Here is a 21,781-nt window from a genome sequence, read left to right as displayed (position 1 = left end):
CGGTTGGACATTCGGGAAGATCGGACGCGATGACACGCAGACAGTTCCTTTCGACGCTTTTTGCCGGCCTGACGGTCGCCGGGCTCACGGCCTGTGGGCGCAAGAACCAGCCGAAGCATCCGCCGGGATCGGAATTTCCCCATGGCTATCCCTATTTCCCGCCGGAAAAACGGAACCCTGTGCCGGTGAAACCGGCCGAAGGCGACGCCGAGCCCGTGGACAGATCCCAGTTCCTCAAACTGGACACGATCCCGGACCGCACCAGATAACCCGGCCGCGCCCGCTCATCGGGCCCGCCGCTGAATAAAGACCGGAAACCGACCCTTGGACCATTTCACCTACAAAGACGGGCTGTTGTCAGCCGAGGACGTGAGCCTTGCCGACCTGGCGGACCAGGTGGGCACGCCGTTCTATTGTTATTCGCGGGCGACGCTGGAGCGTCACTTCCAGGTATTCGACGATGCCCTCGCGGGCCTGGACCACACCGTCTGTTACGCGGTCAAGGCCAACGGCAACGTCGCCGTCATCAAGACCCTGGCGCGGTTGGGGGCGGGGGCCGACGTGGTGTCCGGCGGCGAGCTGTTGCGCGCCCTTGCGGCGGGCGTGCCGGCGTCGAAGATCGTGTTTTCCGGCGTCGGCAAGACCCAGGCCGAAATGGCCCAGGCGCTGGACGCCGGGCTCTATCAGATAAACGTGGAGTCCGAACCGGAACTGGTCGCCCTGTCCCAGGTCGCGGCGGCCAAGGGCATGACCGCCCAGGTGGCGATCCGCATCAACCCGGACGTGGACGCCAAGACCCACGCCAAGATCACGACGGGCCGGGCGGAAAACAAGTTCGGCATCGATTGGGACCGGGCGCCGGAGGTTTACGCCAAGGCGCGCGATCTGCCGGGCATCGATGCCGGCGGCATCGCCGTCCACATCGGCTCCCAATTGCTCGATCTGGAGCCCTACCGCCGGGCCTATGAGCGGTTGCGCGACGTCGCCCTCGACCTGCGCGCTCGGGGTCACGACATCCGCCGCCTCGACCTGGGCGGTGGGCTCGGCATTCCCTACAACGACGAACAGGCGCCGCCGCCGGCCGATTACGGCGCCATGGTCAAGGACGTCGTCGGGTCGCTCGGCTGTCATGTCACGTTTGAGCCGGGGCGCCTGATCGCGGGCAACGCGGGTGTGCTGGTGACCCGCGTGCTCTATGCCAAGGACGGTTCGACCCGCCGCTTCGTGATCGTCGACGCGGCCATGAACGATCTGATCCGCCCGGCCCTCTACGACGCTTATCACGCCATCGTGCCGGTGGCGGAACCGGCGCCGGGCAGCGACCGCCATCCTGTCGATGTCGTTGGACCTGTCTGCGAGACGGGCGACACCTTCGCCGTGCAGCGCCATCTTCCCGCCGTAAAGCCGGGCGACCTTCTGGCGATCAGGTCCGCGGGCGCCTATGGGGCCGTCATGGCCTCGACCTACAACGGCCGGCCCCTGGTGCCCGAAGTTCTGGTATCGGGCGGCGACCATGCCGTGGTCCGCCGCCGTGTCGAGCCGGAAGAATTCATGGCCTTCGACAGCCTGCCGCCCTGGCTGGAAGGCTGACGTCCGTCCCCGGGCGTCCCGCCGTTCCGCTCCGTGGCGGTCAGATTCCTGTTGCGGGCCGCGACAGGCGGCCCCAATCTTAAGGGGAGCGTGGGCACGCGCCTCCGCTCGGGGTTGAAAGGAGCCCGCCGCATGCTGGATGCGCCGTCACCGGCGACCGGCCGGACGGACACCGGATTGGGTCTGCGCTACCGCCTGCTGCTGCCGCTGGCGCGGGCCGTGATTTTCTTTGAAAGAATCTGGCCGCTGGCCTGGCCCGTGCTGGCCGTCCTTGCTCTGTTCGTCGGCCTGGCCCTGCTCGACATCCTTCCCTATCTGCCGCACTGGCTGCACGGCATCGTGCTGGTCGCCTTCGCCGGGGGCCTGGCCCTGACCCTGCGCCGGGCATGGGAAAACCTGCCCGTGGTCAGCCGCGCCGCCGCCCGTCACCGGCTGGAGGACGACAGCGGCTTCGATCATCGCCCCCTCGCGACCCTGGATGATCGGCTGCTGGCCGGCATGGACGACCGCCTGGCCCGCCGCCTGTGGCAGCGCCACCGTGACCGCATGGCCGGACGCATCGCCGGCATGCGGCTGGGGGCGCCGTCGCCGGACGTGGCCGGCCATGACCCCCGGGCGTTCCGCGCCCCCTTGCTGGTGCTGTTGGTGCTCGGCATCGCCGTCGGCGGACACGATGCGGGCGGGCGCTTGCTGCGGGCCATGACCCCCTTGGGGGCGGCGGCCATGGGTCAACAGCTCAGCCTGTCCGTGTGGATCACGCCCCCCGCCTATACCCGTCAGGCGCCGATCTATCTGGAACTGAACGGTGGCGGCAAGGTGCCGCCGCCCGGCGACCGGCCGTCCGCCGCCGCCATATCGGTGCCCCAGGGCTCGACCCTGCTGGCTCAGGCCAGCGGCGTTGGGCGCACCCCCGACCTGGCTTTGGGTGGCGTCGAAACCTCCTTCATCCCGATCGGCAGCGGCCATGAGGCCGGCAGCTTTCGCCTGGAAACCCTGCTCGACACGCCGGGTGCTCAGGACATCAACATCACCGTCGCCGGGCGCGGGCTTGCGGCCTGGCCCCTGATCGTGGTCGCGGATACCCCGCCGACGGCGGAATTCATCGCCAAGCCGTCACAGGCCGGACGGGCGTCGTTCAAGACCGAGTTCGAGGCCAAGGACGATTACGGCCTGGCCTCCGTGGAATTGACCATCCGCCATCCCAATGGCCGCCCCGTTCCCGGCGGCGAGGAGATCGTGCGCCTCGCCCTGCCGCTGGCGGAGCCCGGGACCGTGCTGACCCAGGGCGTCGGCGTCCACGATCTGAGCGCCCATCCCTGGGCGGGGATCGAGGTCGTCGGCCGCATCGAGGCCACGGACGGCCGCGGTCAGGTCGGCGCCAGCGAGGACCTGAAGTTCCTGTTGCCGCAGCGCACCTTCAATCATCCGGTCGCGCGCGCGCTGGTCGAACAGCGGCGCAAGCTGTCCGATGTTTCGCCCGACGTGATCACCGAAGTGGTCGAGGTTCTGGAAGACCTGCTTCATAAGCCCGACCATTTTTTCAACGATACGGTGGTGTTCCTCGCCATCAACGTGGCCGGCGCGCGGCTGCTGCACAGCGGCGACAAGGATACGGAGATCGCCAGTGTCCAGAAGCTTCTGTGGGATACGGCGCTGCGCATCGAGGACGGCGACTTCGCCGTCGCCGAACGGGAACTCATGGATCTTCAGGACAAGGTCATGAAGGCCATGCGGGACGGCGCGGATTCCCAGGAAGTTCAACAGCTGATGGAGCAGTTGCGCCAAGCATTGGATGAATACCTCAAGGCGCTGACCGAGCAGCTGACGCGCCAGGACCTCAAGGACCTGCCGGCCTTCGACCCCAACATGCAATCGCTGCAAAGCCGCGACCTGCAGGACATGCTCGACCGGGCCCGTGAACTGGCCAAGAACGGCGCCATGGACGCGGCCCGCCAGATGCTGGCGCAATTGCAGAAGGCGCTCGACCAAATTCGCCGCGGCATGGCCATGGCGCCCCAGGAACAGCAACAGATGTCCGAGGCCAAACGCCTGATGGACGGGCTGCGCGAGCTGACCGAACGCCAGCGCGGCCTGCTTGACGAAACCTTTCAGCGCGCCCAGCAGGACCGCCTCACGCCGCGCGGCCGCCAGGGCCCGGAAGGCGCCATGCCGCTGCCGCGGGACGGCAACCAGGGCCAGGGCGAAAGGCGCCCCGGCCAGGGGCCGCAGCAAGGCCAGGGCCAGCAACCGGGCGACGGACAAGGTGAGCGGCAACAGGCCCGTCCCGACGGTCCGCCCCGGCCGGGCATGGGCGGTGATCCCAACCTGCAAGGCCGTGCTCAGCAGGAAGCCCTGCGCCGGGCGTTGGGGGACCTGATGCTGCAAATGGATGAAATGCTGGGCAACATCCCGGGCGAAATGGGCCAGGCGGAGCGCGCCATGCGCGAGGCGTCGCGGGCCCTCGGCAAGGGGCAGCCGGGCAATGCGGTGCCCAATCAGACGGAAGCCCTGGAACATCTACAGAAATCCCAGGACCAGATGGCGCAAAAGATGGCGCAGCAGTTCGGCCCGCAGCTCGGCCTGCGCCCCGGACAGCAAGGTCAACGCGGGCCCGGCCGCGGCCAGGACCCGTTCGGCCGCGGTTCGGGCGGGGCCTTCGGCGCCTCGGTCGACGGCGACGTCGACGTGCCGTCACGCATGGAAATGCGCCGGGCCCGGGAAATCCTCGATGAACTGCGCAAGCGCTCGGGCGAACGCCAACGCCCGCCGCTGGAACGCGACTACATCGACCGCCTGCTCAAGCAGTTCTGATTTTTGCAATCAACGGGGAAGGCCGGCGCCTAATGCTTGGCCGGCGCCGCCGTGTCCTTGGGATCGATGAAGGTGACCGTGATGCGCCGGCGCAGGGGCGACGGCTCGCGGACCCGGATCTTGAAGGACATCTTGTCGCCCTTCGCCAGTTCGCTCTTCAGGGGCGCCACGTCCGTGTGCTGGATCGGCTCGCCTTCGGAATCGAACAGGATCGCGCGGACCATGGGAACGGGGCGGGGGCCGTCCGCGACGTTTTCGATCTGGCCGCGAATGACCAGGACTTCCAGGCCCTGGTCCGTTTCCTGGGCATGCTCGACGCGTTGAATTTGCAGGCCGTCGCCGATTTGGTGGAAGCCGATCATCTTGAACACGTCGTTCAGCTGCGGAACCTTGGCGACCAGTTCGTCCTTGAAGAAGAAGGTGCCGGCGACCAGCCCGCCGATCAGCAGCACGAAGAACAGGACGATGACCTTGCCCAGGATGCTTTTCTTCGGCAGGTCGTCGTCCGGGTCCTGTTCCTCGGCCGAGAACACGTCGGGAATGTAGTCCGGGTCGTCCATCTGGTCCGGGGACTCGATGGATTCCAGGTCGTCTTCCTCGTCATCGTTGTTGATCAGGGATTCGAACGGCTCGATGTCGTCGTCGTCCTCGAACATGTCGTTGATGTCGTTGGGCAGCACGCCCATGTCGCCGTCATCCGTGTCGTCGGCGATCATGGTGTCGGGCTCGATGATGGGATCGGGCGCGTCCGCCGGTTCCGGCGCCGGCGGCGCCGGCATGGGGGCCGGTTCCGGCGCGGGCGCGGCCGGCGGCACGGGGGCCGGCGCATAGGCTTGCGGCGGATAGGGCGCGGGTGGCGCGCCGTAGCCGGGCTGCGCGTACATCTGTTGCTGGGGCGGATAGCCGACGGGCGCCGCGGCGTGACGGTGCGTGGGCGCCGGATCGGGCAGCGCATCGCGCGGGTCGGCGAACCACACATGGCTACAGTTGGAGCAGCTCACGTTTCGCCCTGGCCCAAGCTGCGCGGGTTGCAGCATGTAGCGCGTGCGACAATTTGGACAGGTAACCAGCATATTTACCCCGATTCCACCCACGGACTTTATATGCGTCGGCAAATAGGAAAGCAAGCCGAGCAAACCCAAGGGCTTCGGTCCCTTCCCTGGACGCCGACGCGGCCCCATGGCATTGTTCCCTAAAGGGAATAGCCGATCATTGATGAATTTTTCCCTAAAGTCCCCGAGAGCCCGATCAAGGTGCCCCCAAAGGTGAGAGACAGCGATCCCGAAAGCATCGTCCGCTTCGAAAACGTCGGACTACGCTATGGACTGGGGCCGGAGGTGCTGCAGGACATCACCTTTTCCCTGGGGCCGTCGTCCTTTCGCTTTCTTTTGGGCGAAAGCGGCGCGGGTAAATCCTCCCTGCTGAAGCTTCTCTACATGGCCCTGCGCCCGACCCGGGGGCAGATATCGCTGTTCGGGCGCAACGTCGCCGGCATGTCGAGGGGCGAACTGCCGCGTCTCAGGCGCCGGGTCGGCGTCGTGTTCCAGGAATTCCGCCTGCTCGATCATTTATCCGCCTTCGACAACGTGGCCCTGCCCATGCGCGTGGCCGGAGCCCGGGAAAGCGACGTGCGCCGCCATGTCGAGGAACTGTTGTCCTGGGTCGGGCTGAAGGACCACCTGAATTCGCGCCCGCCGACCCTGTCCGGCGGCCAGCAGCAGCGCATCGCCATCGCGCGGGCCGTCATTACCCGGCCCAAGCTTCTGCTGGCGGACGAGCCGACGGGCAACGTCGACGACAAGATGGGCCTGCGCCTGATGCATCTGTTCGAGGAACTGAACAAGCTGGGCACCACGGTGATCGTGGCGACCCACAACCTGGGTATCGTGCGCCAGATGGCGCATCCCGTCATGCGCCTGGAAAACGGGCGCCTGAATACGGACGAGGCGGAAATCATTTCCGACCTGGGCCTGGACGAACCGGGCATCGGCGCCGGTGCCGCTCCCGCCGGCCCCGGCTTCTCCCGCATTCATTGACGCTGACCGTGATGCTTCGCCGCCGCTCCGACCTGCCGATGAACGAGGACACCCTGGGCCGCTTCCTGCCCTGGCTGATCGCCTTCATGGTCTTTCTGTCGGCCCTGGCGCTGGCCGGGATGTTGATCCTCAACGACGCGGTCAAGCGTTGGGACACGGGGCTCAACGCCACTGTCTCGGTTCAGGTGCCGCCGGGTGCGAACGCCCGCGAGGATGAACAGCGCCTGGCCCAGGTGCTCGCCGTGCTGGCCGCCAAGCCGGGGGTGGAGCGCTACGAGACGCTGTCCAAGGACCGCCTGCTCGACCTGCTGAAACCCTGGATCGGCGAGGCCGGCCAAGCCCAGGACCTGCCGATCCCCATGCTGATCGACGTGACCGTGGACCGCGACGCGGTGATCGACGTCCAGGCCCTGGCCAAGGAACTGCAGGCCCGCGTGCCGGGGGTGTCCGTCGACGACCATCGGGTCTGGCTCAGCCAGCTCGTGCGTCTGGTCACGGTGATCCAGATCTTGGCCTGGGCGGTGCTGGGCCTGATCGGTCTGGCGACCATCGGCACCGTGGTGTTCACCACCCGCACGGGCCTGGCCATCCACAGGGAAGCCATCGAGGTTCTGCACCTGATCGGCGCCCAGGATGCCTATATCGCGCGCCAATTCGCGTCCCGCGCTCTCGGCCTGGGGCTCAAGGGCGGGTTTCTCGGTCTCGCACTCGCCGTGCCGACCCTGGCCGGGATCGGCTACCTTGCAATGGAAACGGGGGCAACCATGGTGCCCAAGCCTGATCTGGGGTTCTTCAAGGTCCTGGGGTTCCTGACCCTTCCCGTCGCCGTGGCGCTGCTTGCCATGATGACCGCGCGGTCGACCGTCATGCGCAACCTGAAGCGGATGTCCTGATGAGCCGGCGACCACGCCGCGGCACCCCGGTGGGGGCGGGCCGGCTGCTGGCCATGCTGGTCGTGGTCGCCGTGATCTGGGGCGTCGGCCTGTTCCAGTTCGCCGACACCATTCCGGCCAAGGTCGAGGACCCGGGCACGCGCACGGACGCCATCGTGGTCCTGACCGGCGGCAGCGGGCGGCTGGACGAGGGATTGGACCTGCTGGCCCGCGATCTGGCCGGGCAGTTGTTCGTCTCGGGCGTCTATCACGGGCTCGACGTGGAACGTCTGGTGCAGATTTCCAAGCGCGAACCCGAGGGCCTGGAGCCCCGCATCGGCATCGGCAACGCCGTCAATACCGTGGGCAACGCGGCGGAAACGCGGGTCTGGATGGCCAAGCGCGGGTTCACGTCGCTGCGCCTGGTGACCGGGGCCTATCACATGCCGCGCTCGCTCGCCGAATTCCATTTCTTCATGCCGGGGGTCAAGATTATCCCCAATCCGGTGTTTCCCGAACATGTGAAGCAGAAATACTGGTGGGCCTGGCCCGGCACGGCCAGCCTGATCGTCTCGGAATACAACAAGTGGCTGTTCGCCCGTGCCCGGCACTGGATTTCCAGCATCTTCGCGGCGCCCCGCACGATCCTGAAATGAGGGGGCCGGCCATGATCCTCGTCCGCTCGATCCTGTTCGGGGGGCTGTTCTTTCCGTGGAGCACGCTGTGCTCCATCTTCGTGCCGATCTCGCTGATCTTTCCGCGCAAGTTCATGCAGACCATCGTCAAGGTCTGGGGCGTCGGTGTGCGCTTCCTCTTGAAATGGGTGGTCGGACTGTCCTGGCGCGCCGAGGGCCTGGACAACATTCCGCCGGGGCCCTGTGTGATCGCCTCCAAGCACCAGAGTGCGTGGGACACCATGGTGTTCCATGTGCTGCTGCCCGATCCGGTCTATGTCGTGAAGAAGGAACTGACCCACATTCCGTTCTGGGGCTGGGGCTTCTACAAGGCCGGCTGCGTCGTGGTCGACCGCAAGGCGGGGGCAAAGGCGCTCAAGCATCTGGTCATCGGCGTGCAGGTCGCCCTGGCCCGCGGCAGCCAGGTCGTGATCTTCCCGGAGGGGACGCGCACCGCCCCCGACCAGAAGGTCGACTACCACCCGGGCATCGCCGCCATCTACCGCGACGCCAACGTGCCCGTGGTGCCCGTGGCGCTTGATTCCGGCCTGTTCTGGGGCCGCATGGCGGCGCTCAAATATCCCGGTGAGATCACCATCCGGTTCATGGAGCCGATCCAGCCGGGCGGCGACCGGCGCGAATTCCTGGGCCTGCTGCAAAGCCGGGTCGAGAGCGAAAGCGCCAAACTGATGGCGGAAAAGCGCGCGCGCTATCCCTGGCTGCCTGCTCCCCGGCCCGCTGTGGAAAACGGGTAAAACTTTCCGACCGCCCGCTCAGCACCGCGCTCCGGCCCCCTTTCCTGTGGGCCGTTCTGGGGGCTTTTTGCGGCTTCCTGTGGGAAACATAAAGTGAACAAGCGTTTGACCGGATAGCGGTAAACGCTTACATTTACTCGAAATTCCCCAGCACAAAGGATTACGGGCCCGTGTCTCAACCGCCTGCCACGCCGAGCGCGCCGATCGCCGCCATTTCCCAACAGATCTGGGACATGAAGTACCGGTTGAAATCGCCGGACGGCCGGCCCGTGGACAAGACCATCGACGACACCTGGAACCGGGTCGCGACGGCCTTGGCAGCCGGGGAAGCCGATCCCGAGGTTTGGGCGCCGCGCTTCAAGGAAGCGCTCACCGGGTTCAAGTTCCTGCCCGCCGGGCGCATCATCTCGGGCGCCGGGACGGAGCGCATGGTGACCCTGTTCAACTGCTTCGTCATGGGCGAGATCCCCGACGACATGTCGGGCATCTTCGACAACCTGAAGGAAGCGGCCCTGACCATGCAGCAGGGCGGCGGCATCGGCTACGACTTCTCGACGCTGCGTCCCAAGGGCTCCCTGGTCAAGCGCGTCGGCGCCGACGCCTCGGGGCCGCTGTCGTTCATGGACGTGTGGGACAGCATGTGCCGCACCATCATGTCCGCGGGGTCGCGCCGGGGGGCCATGATGGCGACCATGCGCTGCGACCACCCGGATATCGAGGATTTCATCGCCGCCAAGCGCGAGCCCGGGCGGCTGCGCATGTTCAACCTGTCGGTTCTTGTCACGGATGCGTTCATGCGCGCGGTCAAGGAAGACGCGCCGTGGGAACTGACCTTCGGCGGCACCGCCTACCGCACCCTGCCGGCGCGCGAACTGTGGGACAAGATCATGCGCGGCACCTTCGCCTATGCCGAGCCGGGCGTGATCTTCATCGACCGCATCAACGCCCGCAACAACCTGGCCTATTGCGAAACCATTCACGCGACCAACCCCTGCGGCGAACAGCCGCTGCCGCCCTACGGCGCCTGCCTGCTGGGCTCGGTCAATCTGGCGCGGCTGGTCGACCGCCCGTTCGAGGACGGCGCGGGCGTCGACGCCGATGCCCTGGACAAGCTGGTGCGCACCGCCGTGCGCATGATGGACAACGTGGTCGACGCCTCCAACTTCCCGCTGGAAGCCCAGCGCCACGAGGCCCAGGCCAAGCGCCGCATCGGGCTCGGGGTTACAGGTTTAGCTGATGCGCTGATCATGTGCGGGGCGCGCTACGGCGGCTCGCAGGCCGTGCGCATGACCGAACAATGGCTGCGCGCGATCCAGCGCTCGGCCTATCTCGCCTCCGTCGATCTCGCCCGGGAAAAGGGCGCCTTCCCGCTCTACGACCGGGACGCCTATCTGGCCGGCGAGCATGTCCAGACCCTGGACCAGGACGTGAAGGACGCCATCCATGAACACGGCATCCGCAACGCGCTTTTGACCTCGGTCGCCCCCACGGGCACGATCTCGCTGTTCGCCGACAACGTGTCCTCGGGGCTGGAGCCGGTGTTTTCGTTCAAATACACCCGCCACGTGCTGATGCCCGACGGCACCCGCCGCGAGGAAGAGGTCACCGATTACGCCTATCGCCTGTTCAAACGCATGCGGGGCGAGGACGCGGTGCTGACCGACGCCTTCGTCGATGCGCAAAGCCTCAGCCCCAACGACCATCTGGTCATGCAGGCGGCGGTGCAGAAGTACATCGACAGCTCGATCTCCAAGACCATCAACGTGCCGGAAAGCATCGCCTTCGACGACTTCAAGGACATCTACATGCAGGCCTACGACCTGGGCTGCAAGGGCTGCACCACCTATCGACCCAACGACGTCACCGGCGCCGTGCTGGAGATCAAGAAGGACGCGAAGGCCGACGAACCCGAACTGCCGCTGGAACCGGCGACGCGCAAGGTGCTGCCCGTGGACGAGGGCGATTCCGGCTCCGTCGTGCGCATGTTCCAGCCCTTGGACCGGCCCGGCGAACTGCCCGGACGGACCTACAAGGTCAAATGGCCGGAAAGCGACCATGCGCTCTACATCACCATCAACGACGTGATGGACGACCAGGGCCGCATCCGCCCGTTCGAGATTTTCATCAATTCCAAGAACACGGAACATTACGCCTGGACCGTGGCCCTGACCCGCATGATCTCCGCCGTGTTCCGGCGCGGCGGCGACGTCTCCTTCGTGGTCGAGGAACTGAAGGCGGTGTTCGATCCGCGCGGCGGGCAATGGATGGGCGGGCGCTACGTGCCGTCCCTGCTGGCGGCCATCGGCGGGGTCATCGAACAGCACATGATCCAGTCGGGCTTCCTGCCCAACCCGGACAAGGACAAGCAGGACCGCGAGGCTCAGGAACTGCCCAAGGCGGTGGGACACGACGGCCCGCTGCTGTCCGGCGCCGCCCCCTTCCGGCAATGCCCGAAGTGCGCCCAGGCGTCGCTGATGCGCCAGGAAGGCTGCGATACCTGCACGTCGTGTGGGTATTCCAAGTGCGGCTAGCCGCAAATCCTAAAGGCTAATTGCGGCCGACCTCGCGCAACACCCGCTCCAACCCCTGATCCCGGATGCCCATCTCGCGCAGATGGGCGACGGTGTTTTTCAGGTAATCGACGCAGGCGCCGCGCTTGCCCTGGCCCTGGGCGACCATGCGGGCGGCCTCGTCCACGGGCCGGGCACCCGCATAATAGTCACTGGCGTGATTGACCACGAAGGCGGCGCCGGTGACGGTCTCATTACCGACCGTCATTTTGAGCCATCTCAGATGGTATTCGCCCTCCGACGTTTCGCGGGCGTGCAGATGGGCCATCACGGCGTCACGGTCACGTCCGCGAATACGAAAGCCCAGCCCCCGGCAGGACCCGCCCAGGTCGAGGCCGAGCACCAGGCCCGGTATCTCACGCGTGCCCCGGTAGTCGAAGGAATAGAGGCAGAGGGCGCGGTGATAGCCATGAAGCCGCGCGGGCCGCGTTTCCGCATACGGAAAATCCGCGTCCCACATGAGCGAGCCGTAGGCGAACAGCCAGAAATCGTCGGTCGGTGTCGGCATGCCACATTGTTAGCTGTCATGCCCGCTTGCCGCCAGGGAGAATCCCGGCCCCCCTCACTCTAACCCTCTCCCCCAAGGGGGAGAGGGGACGTTCGCCCAATCTTTCTCCCTCTCCCCCGCCTTGGTGGGGGAGAGGGCCGGGGTGAGGGGGGAGACGCGCGCGACCTCTTTCATGCGCTGGCCCATTGCGCCTATAACGGGCAATGGCTTTGAATCCCCGCCCATCGCTGAACCGCCTGCGCGCCGCCCCGCCGATGGCGCGCCGCATCGCCGTTGCCTTGCCGCTGGTGGCGATCCTGGGGTACGCGGTGTTCTGGTTCACGGTCGCGGGCGTCGCGGAAAAACAGGTCCGCGCCTGGACCCAGGCCCAGGCGGCGCACGGGATCACGATCACCCATGGCGCGTTCGCGACCGGCGGCTTTCCTTTCCGCGTCGACGTCCGCATCGCGGCCCCCGCCGCCGCCTGGCCGGGCGGGACCTGGCGCGGCCCGGAACTGATGCTGTCGGCGGCGCCCTGGGACTGGCGGCGCCTCAACTGGCGGGCCGACGGCGTCCATGACGTCACCTGGACGGGCAAGGACGACAAGGTGCAGAAGGCGTCGCTGACCGCCCGTCATCTGGAAGGCTGGGGCGAGGCGGGCAGGGGCGGCCTGCCCCGCGTCGAAGCCTGGCTGACCGAGGGCGCGTTGGAACTGCCGGACACCGCCCCCGGCGGCCCGGTCACGGCGCGGGGGCTGCTGGTCCATATCCTGCCGCCCGGGCCCGATGACGCGCCCGCCGCCGGCGACGCCACGCCACGCCTGCCCATTTCCATCGACGCCAAGGGCGTGACCCTGCCGCCCGGCCTGGGCACGGTGCTGGGGCACGGCATCGACCGCCTGACCCTGGAAATGTCGCTCAACGGCCCTGTCGGCAAGGGCCCCTGGCCCGAACCGGCGCTGGCGTGGCGCGATGCCGGCGGGGTGCTGGAAATCAAACAACTGGGCATCGTTCACGGCCCCCTGAACCTGACCGGGGAGGGGACGCTTGCCATCGACCCCGCGGGCCAGCCCGAAGGGGCCTTCACCGCCCGCGTCACGGGCTTCGCGGAAACGGTCGAGGCCCTGCGCAAGGCGGGTATCGTCGAAAACCGCGCCGCCGACGCCGTGCAGGTCATTCTGGGTCTGCTGTCCCGGGGGCCGGCGGGCGGCCCCCGTACCCTCGACGTGCCGATGACCCTGCAAGACCGCACGTTCAGCCTGGGGGCGGTGCCGCTGCTGCGGCTCAAGCCCGTCGACTGGTTCACGCCATCCGGGTCCTGACCCGCCCGGTTCGAAATCGGCTGCCCGGTCTGTTATGCTTGGTTCCATGATCCGCGCATTGATCCTGACGCTTCTGCTGACGGCGGCATCCCCGGCCTTGGCCGGCGACGCGGCCAAGGCCGGCCCCCCCGCGCCGCAATACGGCCCCTACTATTCGGGCCAGCTTCTGGTCGCCGGGCCGACCATGCCCGACCCGCGATTTCAGGGGGCGGTGATCTATCTCGCCGACCATGACGCCGAGGGGGCGTTCGGGCTGATCGTCAACCGGCCGGTGGGTGCCGGACCCGTGCGCGATTTCCTGCTTGGTCTCGGCATGACGCCGAACCCCACGGAAGATATTTCCGGCGACGTGCGCATCCATGCCGGCGGCCCGGTCGAGCCGGGGGCGGGCTTCGTGCTGCACACCAACGACTACCAGACCGAAACCACGGGCATGCTGCGCGGCAAGGTCGCCGTGACGGCCAGCCTGAAGGCGGTCAAAGACATCGGCCTGGGCAAGGGTCCGCGCCGCTACCTGATCCTGCTGGGCTATGCGGGCTGGACATCGGGGCAGTTGGAAGCCGAAATGCGCCGCGGCGATTGGCAGATCGCGCCCTATGACGAGGACACCGTGTTCGCCACCGACGACGCCGGAAAATGGGACCGGGCGCGGAAGTCGGCGGGCATTCCCATGTAGTCGGCCTCATGTCGTCCGGGGGTGTCTCAGCCGCCGGTCTTTGATGTCGTGGTCACTTTGCAGAACACCCGGGCCACGCGCAGGCCGTCGAGCAGACGTTCGCCGACCGCGCGATAATCGGCGCCTGTGAAGCGCAGATCACCCGGCCTTGGCGGCGGCGTTCCGCCCGCCGCATCCAGGGCTTGGTGGAACGACCGGGGCAGGCTGGCGATGACACGTCCCCGCCGGTCCGAACCGGCGACGGAAATGCCGATCACCCGCCCGTCGGCGGAGAACACCGGGCCGCCGCTGATCCCGGCAAAGCCGGGAAGGTCTGCGGGAAAGCGGGAGATCACACCCCAGACCGCGACTTCCTCGTCATTGCGGAATCTTCCGAATCCGACCAGCCGCCAGCGCCCGAGGTAGGCCGAATGCAGGACCGCGCGGCGGCCTTTCGGGTATCCTACGTGAAAGGCTTCGGTCTCTCCGTCAAGGGCGGCGGCCAGGGCGACCGGCCTGGGGTTGCCCGGCACGCGGCCGGACAGCACCGCGACATCGGCATTGGAATGCACCGCGCGCAGGGTCATGCGCTCCGCCCGCTTTGTCTTGTGGTCGTAGATGATGCCGACCCGGTCGCAACCGTCGACCACGTGACGCGCGGTCAGCCAGGTTCCGACGTCATCCACGGCAAAGGCGGTGCCCGCCGTTGATCGAGATTTCATTTTGTGTTCGACACGGGACAGGGGCAGTCCGGGGGACGGCGCCTGTGGCGCGGGGGGGTGCGCGATGACCGTCGGCGGCGGCCGCCTGGGGGCTTCCGCGACGGGTGCGCGGCGCTCGCCGCCGGTGAACAGGCTGTTCAGCACCAGGGAGATCAGCAGGATCGCCGCGAAATAGTCCCAGCGCCGCATGGTCCGCCGCCCCGGTCAGCCGACCACGGCGGCGGCGTTGACGGCGGCGGTGCTCAGCTTGACCGAGGCCAGGAAGGTCGCGGCGCCGATTTCGCCATTCTGGATGCGCTGGGGCAGGCCGCGCAGCAACAGGTCGACGACGCGGTAGGCGACCAGTTGCAGAAACAGGGTGACGGCTCCCCACACGACGATGTCCCAGACATTGACGCTGGTCGCCATGCAAAAGGCCAGCGGCAGGGCGAGGCCCAGCAAGGCCGCCGAAAGGGACACGGCGACGGCCTGGTTGCCGTCGCGGATCAGTTCGATGTCGTCATAGGGTGTGATGCGGATATAGACGACGGCGGCGACGGCCAGCATCGCCAAGGTCACCGACGAGTGGAGCATGAGAACGGGAAAACCGCTCAGGAAACTTTCGATAACGGCTTGCATGGATTCCCCCAAAGTGGACCCGGCGGAGGCCGGTGAGGGGAACCCTACCTCAAGTTGCGGACGGTTGGCGACATGCCTTGGCGCGTGGTTGACTTGCCGGGGGTGGGGAACTAGCGTCCCCTCAGATCGAACGGGAGTCCGCGGGTGACGGCAGTCAACACAGTACTCGGGTCACGCATCCGACGCCGGCGCGCCTGGGGCACGGCGCTTCTTGCCGCCCTGTGGCTGAAGGTCTTTGTCGTCGCCCTGGGGTTGGCCCAACCCGCGCAGGCGGCCCGCGACGGGGCTGGTTCGCCGGAACGGGATCTGTTGGCAGCTCTGCACGTTATCTGCTCCTCGGGCGGGATCAAGGTCGTTGAATCATCGGACGGCGGCGGCGACGGTATTCCGAAGTCGGCCGGCATGGACCTGCTCGATTGTGCGCGGTGCTGCTGCACGCCCGTCCACGGCGCGCCGCAGATGCAGGGTGATTGCACGGTCCAGGCGGCGGCACATACGGTTGTCCTGCCCGCACCCGCATCCCTGATTGCCGGGCTGGTCATCGAGCGCGCGGCGCATCCTCGGGCACCGCCGGTTCGGGGCCGCGCCTGAACCGATCCGACCCATTCCGGGGCTTCCGCCCCTTCCGATTTCGAGGACATATCACCATGAAGACCATGACCAGCCGCCCCATGGCGGCGCTGTTCGCCGCTGTTTTGAGCCTGTCCCTGCCCAATCTTGTTTGGGCGCACGACGCGAAAAGCCACGAGGCGACGGCCCAACACGGCATCACCGTGACCGGCGCCTGGGCGCGCCCGACGATCGCCAAGATGCGCATCAGCGCCGCTTATTTCCAGGCGGCCATCGCAGGTGGGGAAGACAAGTTGATCGCCGCCAAGACCGCGAATGCGGAGAAGGCCGAACTCCACCGCCACGTCATGGAAAACGGCGTCGCCAAGATGCGCCCGGTCGACAGCGTCGCCGTCGCCCCCGGCCAGCCCGCGGTGTTCCAGCCGGGCGGTTATCACGTCATGATCATGGGCCTGAAGGGGCCCTTGAATGAAGGCGACAGCTTTCCCCTGACCCTGACCTTCGAGAAGGCCGGCAACGTGACCGTCAACGTCATGGTGATGAAGAAGGCGGCCCAGGATCACGGAAACATGGACCACGGCGCGCACAAACACTGACGCCTGGACGCCGCCGGGGTGTGGGAATTACGCCTGCTTGGCGTCGATCACGCCCCGGCGCACGGCCCGGGTGCGGGTGAACACCTCTTCCAGCCCGTCGCCGTCGCCCTTGCGGATCATGCGCTGCATGGCGGTCAGGTCCTCGGTGAAACGGCCGAGGATTTCCAGCACCGCCTCGCGGTTGGTCAGGAAGATGTCGCGCCACATCACCGGGTCCGAGGCCGCGATGCGCGTGAAATCGCGGAAGCCCGTCGCCGAGAACTCGATCACTTCCTTTTGCAGGTCGGTAGACAGCTGCGTCGCCGTGTCGACGATGGTGTAGGCGATCAGGTGCGGCAGATGCGAGGTGATGGCCAGCACCTGGTCGTGATGGCCCGGGTCCATGATCTCGACCTTGGAGCCGGCGCGCCGCCATAGCTCGGTGACCTTGGCGACGGCGGCCGCGTCCGTCCCGGCTTCGGGCGTCAGCAGGTGCCAGCGGCCTTCGAACAGTTCGGCGAAGCCTGATTCCGGCCCGGAATGCTCGGTCCCGGCCAGCGGGTGGCCCGGCACCAGATGCACGCCCACCGGCAGGTGCGGCTTGATGGCCTCGATGGCGGCGCGTTTGACGGAGCCGACGTCGGTGACGATGGCGCCCGGCTTCAGGGCCGGGGCGATGGCCGCCGCCACGGCGGCATAGGCGCCCAAGGGCGTGCAGATCACGACGATGTCGGCGTCCCGCGCGGCCTCGGCCGGGTCGGTCGTGACCTGATCGGCGAGGCCCAATCGCAATGCCGCGTCCAGGGTTTCCTGGCGCCGCGCGGCCACGGCGATCTCGCCGGCCAGGCCGTCGCGGCGCACGACGCGGGCCAGGGACGAGCCGATCAACCCGATCCCGATGAAGGCCATGCGGCCGAACATCTGCCCGTTCTTTTCTGTGACGCTCATGTGTCGGCCCCCATGAATTCACGCAGCGCCGCGATCACCGCCTCCATTTCGTCGGCCTTGCCGATGGTGATGCGCAGGCAATCCGGCAGGCCGTAGCCCGCGACCCGCCGCGCGATGATGCCCTTCGATTTCAGATGGTCGTCGGCGGCTTCGGCGGCCGCGACGTCGGCGAAACGGACGAGCACGAAGTTGCCGACGCCGTCGGGCACGAACAGGCCCAACTGGCGCAGCGCGTCCTGTGTGCGTTTCAGCCATTCGTCGTTGTGCGCCCGGCACATGTCGGTGAAGGCCGTGTCGTTGAAGGCGGCCAGGCCCGCCGCCTGGGCCGGGACGGACACGTTGAACGGTCCGCGCACGCGGTTGAGCACGCCGGCGACGGCTTCGGGCATGTAGGCCCATCCCAGGCGCGCCCCGCCCAGGCCGTACATTTTCGAGAACGTGCGGGTCATCACCACGTTGTCGGCGTTCCGCACCATGTCCATGCCGTCGGTGTAGGTCGGCGTGCCGGTGACGTATTCCGCATAGGCGGCGTCGACGACCAGGATGATGTCGTCGCGCAGGCCGTCGCGCAGGCGCTGAAGTTCGCCTTCGGTCAGGAAGGTGCCGGTCGGGTTGTTGGGATTGGCGACGAACAGCAGCCGCGTGTTTTCCGTCACCGCCGCCAGTAGGTTGTCGACGTCGGCGGTCAGGTCCGTTTCCGGCGCCTTCACGGGCGTGGCACCCGCGGCCATGGCGGAAATGCCGTACATCAGGAACCCGTGTTCCGAATACAGAACCTCGTCGCCGGGGCCGACATAAGCCTGGCACAGCATGTTGATGATTTCGTCCGATCCGGCACCCAGCACGATGCGCTGGGGCTCCAGGCCGTAGCGCTGGGCGATGGCGGCGCGCAGGTCCGGCGCATGGCCGTCGGGATAGCGGTGGATGGTCAACGCTGCGTCCTGAAGCGCCTTGACGGTGGCCGGGCTGGGGCCGAACGCACCTTCGTTGGACGACAGCTTGATGACGGTGTCGGCACCCGCGATCCTGCTTTCACCGCCCTTGTAGGGGGCGATGTTCATGATGCCGGGCTGCGGGCGGGGCGTGCTCATCGCTTTTTCCCCGGATCCAGTTCCTGGGGGCCCAGCGGCGTGGCGCAGGCACCCAGATGGATGACCCGGCTGATCCGGCCCTTCACGTTTTCCTTGAGCGCGTCCAGGTGGCCTTTGTCCGGATCGACGAAGCCGAACACCTCGACCAGATGGATCCAGGCCGCCGGGCGCGCCGGTTCGTGCCAAAGCTGATTGTACACGGGCGAGAAGCCGAGCCCGTTAAGCGCCTTGCCGATCGTGCGGAAGGGGATGTCCTCTTCGCATTCGACGGCCAGATAGGTGCGGTCGCGGCCCGTCGGTTCGGGCTTGACCAGCGGGCAGATGACAAGCGCTTCCAGGCCCTGAGCCTCGAACCCGTTGCCGGGCCCGGCGAAGGGCAGGCGGGCGATGATGCGGGGGGCGTCCTCGGCCGTCGATACCAAGTGGCGCCACCATTGATCGGAGTCCTGGTCGTTGCGCGGCAGGGGCAGCACGCCGAGCGTGTATTCCTGGCGCTGCACGGCCTCGACCACCCTGGCACTGGTGGTGAACCGGCGCATGGGCGTGAAGCTGCCGTATTGGTCGCGCGTCATGTCCCAGTACCCGGTCTGGTTTTCCGGAACCATGACGGCGACGGAAAAGGGCCCCTCGAAACTCAGGGTCGCGACGATCAGTTCGCGCCAGATGCGCGTCAGTTCGCGGCGCGGAAACGGGCCCTTGTGACGTTCCATCAGGCGGTAGATGATTTCCGCCTCGCGGGCCGGGCGAATCTTGACGCTTTCGCCTTTCTTGATCTCACGCACGTTCTCGACCACCTCGGTCCGCTGCATGATCAGGTCATGAAGCTTCTCGTCGATGTCGTCGATCTGTTGGCGCAGGTCGGCAAGCGTGGGTTTGCGGGGCTTCGTCATGATGTTTCGGATCGTCGATGGTGGCGGGGAGCTGCGTAGTGATACTGGGATGGCGGGCGGAAATCAAAGGCAAATCAGGTGCTAACGCGCGCCCGGCCCTGGTTTCAGGCCGACCCGCCCGGCGGCGGCGCCCCGCCGCTCGGGCATGGGAAGGTAGGCGCGCCGGCCGCGCGCCGGGTGGGCCGGTGTCGCGGCATAGATCTGTTTGACCGCCTCCATGACCACGACGCCTGCGAAAGACCCCCACAACACGGCGCCCGCGCGCTCCCAGGCGGGGGCCGAGCGGACCAGAAGCGCCGTGCGGAACGGCGGCATGTAGAGGGCCCGGTCCGTGGTCAGCGGCGTGAACATGGACTCCCTGAGCAGGCGCGACAGCTGGCGTGGCGAGAACGGCCGGCCGTGGCCGAAGGGGGTGCGCTCGAACCGTGCCCACAGGCCCGACCGATTGGGCACGACCACCATCAGGCGCCCGGAATCGGTCAGCACCCGCCAGATTTCCCGCATCAGCGGTTCGACCTGTTCGGCGCATTCCAGGGCGTGGACCAGGATGATGCGGTCCATGGACAGGTCGGGAAACGGCAGGTCGAGCTCATCCACCAGGGTTGCCTGGCCGCCGCCCTGGGCGGGCCAGCGCAGAACCCCCTGGCGCGCCGGCATGGCGGCGATGACACGGTCGGCTTCGTCGCGGAAGCCTTCCAGGTAGGGGGCGGCATAACCGATGCCGAGAACCCGTTGGCCCTTCATGTCGGGCCACATGGCGCGCATCTTGCGCCGGATCATGCGCCGCGCCGCCTGCCCCAGGGGGGCGGCGTAAAAGTCGCGCAGGTCTACAACGTCAATCCACATGGGACAGGAGCATAGAGCATATGTGCCCTGCTCAAAACGCCGTGTATCGGGTTAGCAAGCCGTGGCGCGGCCCGGGAACGGGTGTTAAGGTCGCAGCCAAACGACCACCACCATCCCGGAGACATCCATCCATGAAACTGCGCTTTTCCGCCACGTCGCCCTTCGTCCGCAAGGTTACGGTGACCGCCCACGAAACAGGCCTGATCGGTCAGATCGAAAACGTCGCGACCAACGTCTGGGCCACCGATACGGACATCGGCATGGACAACCCGGTCGGCAAGGTGCCGACCCTGGTCACCGACGGCGGCGAAATCCTCTACGATTCCTCCGTCATCTGCGAATACCTGGACAGTCTGCACGACGGCCAGAAACTGTTTCCCGCCGTGGGTGGGGCCCGCTGGCGGGCGCTGCGCCTGAACGCGCTCGGCGACGGCATGTGTGAAACGGGCATCCGGCGTCTGCTCGAAGGCCGGTTCTGGAAGGAAAGCCCGCGTCAGGACTGGATCGACCGCGCCAACAAGGTTCTCGGCCGCTGCTTCAAGGCGCTTGAGGACGATGTCGATGCCCTTTCCGGGCCGGTCACCATCGGCCAGATTTCCGTCGGCTGCGCCATCGGCTGGCTCGACCTGCGGTTCAGCGATTTCGGCTGGCGCGACGACTGCCCGGCCCTCGCCGATTGGTACGCCGGGTTTTCGGCCCGCCCGTCCATGACGGCGACCGAGCCCAAGGAATAACCGAAACCGGACGGAGACAAGGGGGCGAAGTGCAGGCAGCCGACATCATCAGGGCCCTGAACCTCGCCCCCCATCCGGAAGGCGGCCATTTCCGCGAAATTTACCGCGACGCGCCGCCGGACGGCGGGCGCGGGGCGGTGACCAGCATCTATTACCTGCTGGCGGCGGGCGAACGGTCTCACTGGCATCGGGTCGACGCCGTGGAAATCTGGAACTTCCATGCCGCGGGCGGCAGCGGGGCGGGTCTGGATCTGTCTCTGTCGCCGGACGGCAGGTCCGTTCAAACCCACCGGCTGGGCGAAAATTTGGCCGCCGGGCAGGTGCCGCAGGCCGTCGTGCCCGCCGGCTGCTGGCAGGCGGCGGCCTTGGCCGATACGGCGCCGGGCGGCTGGGTTCTGGTCGGCTGCACGGTCGCTCCGGCCTTCGATTTCGCCGGTTTCGAAATGGCGCCCCCGGGCTGGGCGCCGGAAGACTGGAAATCTTAAGACGCCGGGATTACCGTAAAGCCAGTTGACAATTTTTCGGTGGAGGCCGCCATGGCCGCGGACGCGACCCTGCACGGCGCGGGCAACCTGGGGGCCCTTCTGGTCCGGGCCTTCCGCTGGTTCGAGGAAGGCTTGGCGGCGGACCCCGACACGGCCCATCTGCCGCGCCTGTCCGGCACCCAGTTCATGACCCTGACCAGCCTGGACGGCGGCGGCACGTCCATCGCCGAACTGGCGCGCCGGGTCGGCGTGACCCGCCAGGCGATGCATCAGCAGATCGGCGAGATGGAAAAGGCGGCCTTGGTGGAATTGGTCGACAGCCCGACGGACCGGCGGGTCAAGCTGGTGAAACTGTCCCTGCTCGGCCGTACTCTGGACCGGAAGGCGGCCCAGGCCATCGACGCGCTGGAGCGGGACCTGTCGAGTCGCATCGGCAAGGATGCGGTGGCCGGCCTGCGCGCGACCCTTTCGGCCGATTGGGGGACGCCGGGCAGGAATGGGCGGCGCTAGGCGCCGCCCTTCGTGCCGCG

General features: G+C 67.3%; 23 protein-coding genes. 15 read left to right on the top strand and 8 right to left on the bottom strand.

The window, feature by feature from the left end; genetic code table 11:
- The first annotated feature begins 29 nt into the window (after positions 1-29).
- The 3 genes from RJ527_04305 (at position 30) to RJ527_04295 (ending at position 4,401) form a co-directional block, all read left to right on the top strand.
- Positions 30-269: a hypothetical protein gene (locus tag RJ527_04305; protein ID WND76972.1), complete on the top strand. Its 240-nt coding sequence runs from the start codon at positions 30-32 to the stop codon at positions 267-269.
- Between the two features lie 55 nt (positions 270-324).
- Entirely contained in the window at positions 325-1,590 is a 1,266-nt protein-coding gene (gene lysA / locus RJ527_04300; GenBank protein WND76971.1) for a diaminopimelate decarboxylase, read from the top strand.
- A 132-nt stretch (positions 1,591-1,722) separates the two neighbouring features.
- The gene (locus RJ527_04295) at positions 1,723-4,401 is read left to right on the top strand and encodes a TIGR02302 family protein (GenBank protein ID WND76970.1); all 2,679 of its coding nucleotides are present in this window, start codon (positions 1,723-1,725) and stop codon (positions 4,399-4,401) included.
- Positions 4,402-4,430: 29 nt separating this feature from the next.
- On the opposite strand, the gene RJ527_04290 is transcribed toward RJ527_04295, so the two are convergent.
- A complete protein-coding gene (locus tag RJ527_04290; protein ID WND76969.1) occupies positions 4,431-5,402 on the bottom strand; it encodes a DUF3426 domain-containing protein in 972 nt (323 codons plus the stop codon).
- 264 nt (positions 5,403-5,666) lie between these two features.
- Between RJ527_04290 and ftsE the strand changes: the two genes are divergently transcribed.
- The 5 genes from ftsE (at position 5,667) to RJ527_04265 (ending at position 11,269) form a co-directional block, all read left to right on the top strand.
- The gene (gene ftsE, locus RJ527_04285) at positions 5,667-6,437 is read left to right on the top strand and encodes a cell division ATP-binding protein FtsE (protein ID WND76968.1); all 771 of its coding nucleotides are present in this window, start codon (positions 5,667-5,669) and stop codon (positions 6,435-6,437) included.
- An 11-nt stretch (positions 6,438-6,448) separates the two neighbouring features.
- The gene (locus RJ527_04280; GenBank protein WND78012.1) at positions 6,449-7,330 is read left to right on the top strand and encodes a cell division protein; all 882 of its coding nucleotides are present in this window, start codon (positions 6,449-6,451) and stop codon (positions 7,328-7,330) included.
- Positions 7,330-7,965: a YdcF family protein gene (locus RJ527_04275; protein WND76967.1), complete on the top strand. Its 636-nt coding sequence runs from the start codon at positions 7,330-7,332 to the stop codon at positions 7,963-7,965. Before RJ527_04280 ends, RJ527_04275 begins: the two co-directional genes overlap by 1 nt.
- An 11-nt stretch (positions 7,966-7,976) precedes the next feature.
- Complete coding sequence (locus RJ527_04270; protein WND76966.1) at positions 7,977-8,738, top strand: lysophospholipid acyltransferase family protein; 762 nt, start codon at positions 7,977-7,979, stop codon at positions 8,736-8,738.
- A 233-nt stretch (positions 8,739-8,971) separates the two neighbouring features.
- Complete coding sequence (locus tag RJ527_04265) at positions 8,972-11,269, top strand: adenosylcobalamin-dependent ribonucleoside-diphosphate reductase (GenBank protein ID WND78011.1); 2,298 nt, start codon at positions 8,972-8,974, stop codon at positions 11,267-11,269.
- A 16-nt stretch (positions 11,270-11,285) separates the two neighbouring features.
- On the opposite strand, the gene RJ527_04260 is transcribed toward RJ527_04265, so the two are convergent.
- Entirely contained in the window at positions 11,286-11,816 is a 531-nt protein-coding gene (locus RJ527_04260) for a gamma-glutamylcyclotransferase (GenBank protein ID WND76965.1), read from the bottom strand.
- 203 nt (positions 11,817-12,019) lie between these two features.
- Between RJ527_04260 and RJ527_04255 the strand changes: the two genes are divergently transcribed.
- Both RJ527_04255 and RJ527_04250 read left to right on the top strand, forming a co-directional pair.
- Complete coding sequence (locus RJ527_04255) at positions 12,020-13,117, top strand: DUF2125 domain-containing protein (GenBank protein WND76964.1); 1,098 nt, start codon at positions 12,020-12,022, stop codon at positions 13,115-13,117.
- A gap of 46 nt (positions 13,118-13,163) precedes the next feature.
- Positions 13,164-13,793, top strand: a complete 630-nt coding sequence (locus tag RJ527_04250; protein WND76963.1) for a YqgE/AlgH family protein — start codon at positions 13,164-13,166, stop codon at positions 13,791-13,793.
- A gap of 26 nt (positions 13,794-13,819) precedes the next feature.
- Here RJ527_04250 and RJ527_04245 read toward each other — a convergent pair whose 3' ends face one another.
- Complete coding sequence (locus tag RJ527_04245; protein WND76962.1) at positions 13,820-14,683, bottom strand: serine protease; 864 nt, start codon at positions 14,681-14,683, stop codon at positions 13,820-13,822.
- Positions 14,684-14,698: 15 nt separating this feature from the next.
- Positions 14,699-15,112, bottom strand: a complete 414-nt coding sequence (locus tag RJ527_04240) for a DUF350 domain-containing protein (GenBank protein ID WND76961.1) — start codon at positions 15,110-15,112, stop codon at positions 14,699-14,701.
- A 144-nt stretch (positions 15,113-15,256) separates the two neighbouring features.
- On the opposite strand from RJ527_04240, the gene RJ527_04235 reads away from it, so the two are divergent.
- Both RJ527_04235 and RJ527_04230 read left to right on the top strand, forming a co-directional pair.
- Positions 15,257-15,703 carry a hypothetical protein gene (locus RJ527_04235; GenBank protein WND76960.1) on the top strand — a complete coding sequence of 149 codons (447 nt, stop codon included), beginning with the start codon at positions 15,257-15,259 and terminating at the stop codon, positions 15,701-15,703.
- A 56-nt stretch (positions 15,704-15,759) separates the two neighbouring features.
- Entirely contained in the window at positions 15,760-16,278 is a 519-nt protein-coding gene (locus tag RJ527_04230) for a copper chaperone PCu(A)C (GenBank protein WND76959.1), read from the top strand.
- Between the two features lie 27 nt (positions 16,279-16,305).
- Here the strand turns inward: RJ527_04230 and RJ527_04225 are convergent, their stop codons facing one another.
- The 4 genes from RJ527_04225 to RJ527_04210 form a co-directional block, all read right to left on the bottom strand.
- Positions 16,306-17,205 carry a prephenate/arogenate dehydrogenase family protein gene (locus RJ527_04225; GenBank protein ID WND76958.1) on the bottom strand — a complete coding sequence of 300 codons (900 nt, stop codon included), beginning with the start codon at positions 17,203-17,205 and terminating at the stop codon, positions 16,306-16,308.
- A complete protein-coding gene (gene hisC, locus RJ527_04220; GenBank protein WND76957.1) occupies positions 17,202-18,296 on the bottom strand; it encodes a histidinol-phosphate transaminase in 1,095 nt (364 codons plus the stop codon). Before hisC ends, RJ527_04225 begins: the two co-directional genes overlap by 4 nt.
- The gene (gene pheA, locus RJ527_04215) at positions 18,293-19,186 is read right to left on the bottom strand and encodes a chorismate mutase (protein WND76956.1); all 894 of its coding nucleotides are present in this window, start codon (positions 19,184-19,186) and stop codon (positions 18,293-18,295) included. Before pheA ends, hisC begins: the two co-directional genes overlap by 4 nt.
- An 81-nt stretch (positions 19,187-19,267) precedes the next feature.
- Positions 19,268-20,032, bottom strand: coding sequence for a methyltransferase domain-containing protein (locus tag RJ527_04210; protein ID WND76955.1), 765 nt, complete (start codon positions 20,030-20,032; stop codon positions 19,268-19,270).
- Between the two features lie 131 nt (positions 20,033-20,163).
- Here RJ527_04210 and RJ527_04205 point away from each other — a divergent pair, with 131 nt between their 5' ends.
- The 3 genes from RJ527_04205 to RJ527_04195 are packed head-to-tail and all read left to right on the top strand — an operon-like array spanning position 20,164 to position 21,761.
- Positions 20,164-20,766: a glutathione S-transferase gene (locus RJ527_04205; GenBank protein WND76954.1), complete on the top strand. Its 603-nt coding sequence runs from the start codon at positions 20,164-20,166 to the stop codon at positions 20,764-20,766.
- 29 nt (positions 20,767-20,795) lie between these two features.
- Positions 20,796-21,251: a cupin domain-containing protein gene (locus tag RJ527_04200; GenBank protein ID WND76953.1), complete on the top strand. Its 456-nt coding sequence runs from the start codon at positions 20,796-20,798 to the stop codon at positions 21,249-21,251.
- 51 nt (positions 21,252-21,302) lie between these two features.
- Positions 21,303-21,761 carry a MarR family transcriptional regulator gene (locus RJ527_04195; protein ID WND76952.1) on the top strand — a complete coding sequence of 153 codons (459 nt, stop codon included), beginning with the start codon at positions 21,303-21,305 and terminating at the stop codon, positions 21,759-21,761.
- Positions 21,762-21,781 lie beyond the last annotated feature (20 nt).

This window comes from Thalassospiraceae bacterium LMO-SO8, assembly GCA_031655335.1.
Lineage (GTDB): Bacteria > Pseudomonadota > Alphaproteobacteria > Rhodospirillales > Casp-alpha2 > UBA1479.
Note: the sequence above shows the minus strand (reverse complement) of the source record. Positions and strands in the feature narration are given on the sequence as shown.

Bases quoted from the DNA above. Each gene is read 5' to 3' on its own strand.
- RJ527_04305 (WND76972.1), top strand. From the start codon at position 30: ATGACACGCAGACAGTTCCTTTCGACGCTTTTTGCCGGCCTGACGGTC.
- RJ527_04295 (WND76970.1), top strand. From the start codon at position 1,723: ATGCTGGATGCGCCGTCACCGGCGACCGGCCGGACGGACACCGGATTG.
- RJ527_04280 (WND78012.1), top strand. From the start codon at position 6,449: ATGCTTCGCCGCCGCTCCGACCTGCCGATGAACGAGGACACCCTGGGC.
- RJ527_04275 (WND76967.1), top strand. From the start codon at position 7,330: ATGAGCCGGCGACCACGCCGCGGCACCCCGGTGGGGGCGGGCCGGCTG.
- RJ527_04270 (WND76966.1), top strand. From the start codon at position 7,977: ATGATCCTCGTCCGCTCGATCCTGTTCGGGGGGCTGTTCTTTCCGTGG.
- RJ527_04265 (WND78011.1), top strand. From the start codon at position 8,972: ATGAAGTACCGGTTGAAATCGCCGGACGGCCGGCCCGTGGACAAGACC.
- RJ527_04260 (WND76965.1), bottom strand. From the start codon at position 11,816: ATGCCGACACCGACCGACGATTTCTGGCTGTTCGCCTACGGCTCGCTC.
- RJ527_04255 (WND76964.1), top strand. From the start codon at position 12,020: ATGGCTTTGAATCCCCGCCCATCGCTGAACCGCCTGCGCGCCGCCCCG.
- RJ527_04250 (WND76963.1), top strand. From the start codon at position 13,164: ATGATCCGCGCATTGATCCTGACGCTTCTGCTGACGGCGGCATCCCCG.
- RJ527_04245 (WND76962.1), bottom strand. From the start codon at position 14,683: ATGCGGCGCTGGGACTATTTCGCGGCGATCCTGCTGATCTCCCTGGTG.
- RJ527_04240 (WND76961.1), bottom strand. From the start codon at position 15,112: ATGCAAGCCGTTATCGAAAGTTTCCTGAGCGGTTTTCCCGTTCTCATG.
- RJ527_04230 (WND76959.1), top strand. From the start codon at position 15,760: ATGAAGACCATGACCAGCCGCCCCATGGCGGCGCTGTTCGCCGCTGTT.
- RJ527_04225 (WND76958.1), bottom strand. From the start codon at position 17,205: ATGAGCGTCACAGAAAAGAACGGGCAGATGTTCGGCCGCATGGCCTTC.
- hisC (WND76957.1), bottom strand. From the start codon at position 18,296: ATGAGCACGCCCCGCCCGCAGCCCGGCATCATGAACATCGCCCCCTAC.
- pheA (WND76956.1), bottom strand. From the start codon at position 19,186: ATGACGAAGCCCCGCAAACCCACGCTTGCCGACCTGCGCCAACAGATC.
- RJ527_04210 (WND76955.1), bottom strand. From the start codon at position 20,032: ATGTGGATTGACGTTGTAGACCTGCGCGACTTTTACGCCGCCCCCCTG.
- RJ527_04205 (WND76954.1), top strand. From the start codon at position 20,164: ATGAAACTGCGCTTTTCCGCCACGTCGCCCTTCGTCCGCAAGGTTACG.
- RJ527_04195 (WND76952.1), top strand. From the start codon at position 21,303: ATGGCCGCGGACGCGACCCTGCACGGCGCGGGCAACCTGGGGGCCCTT.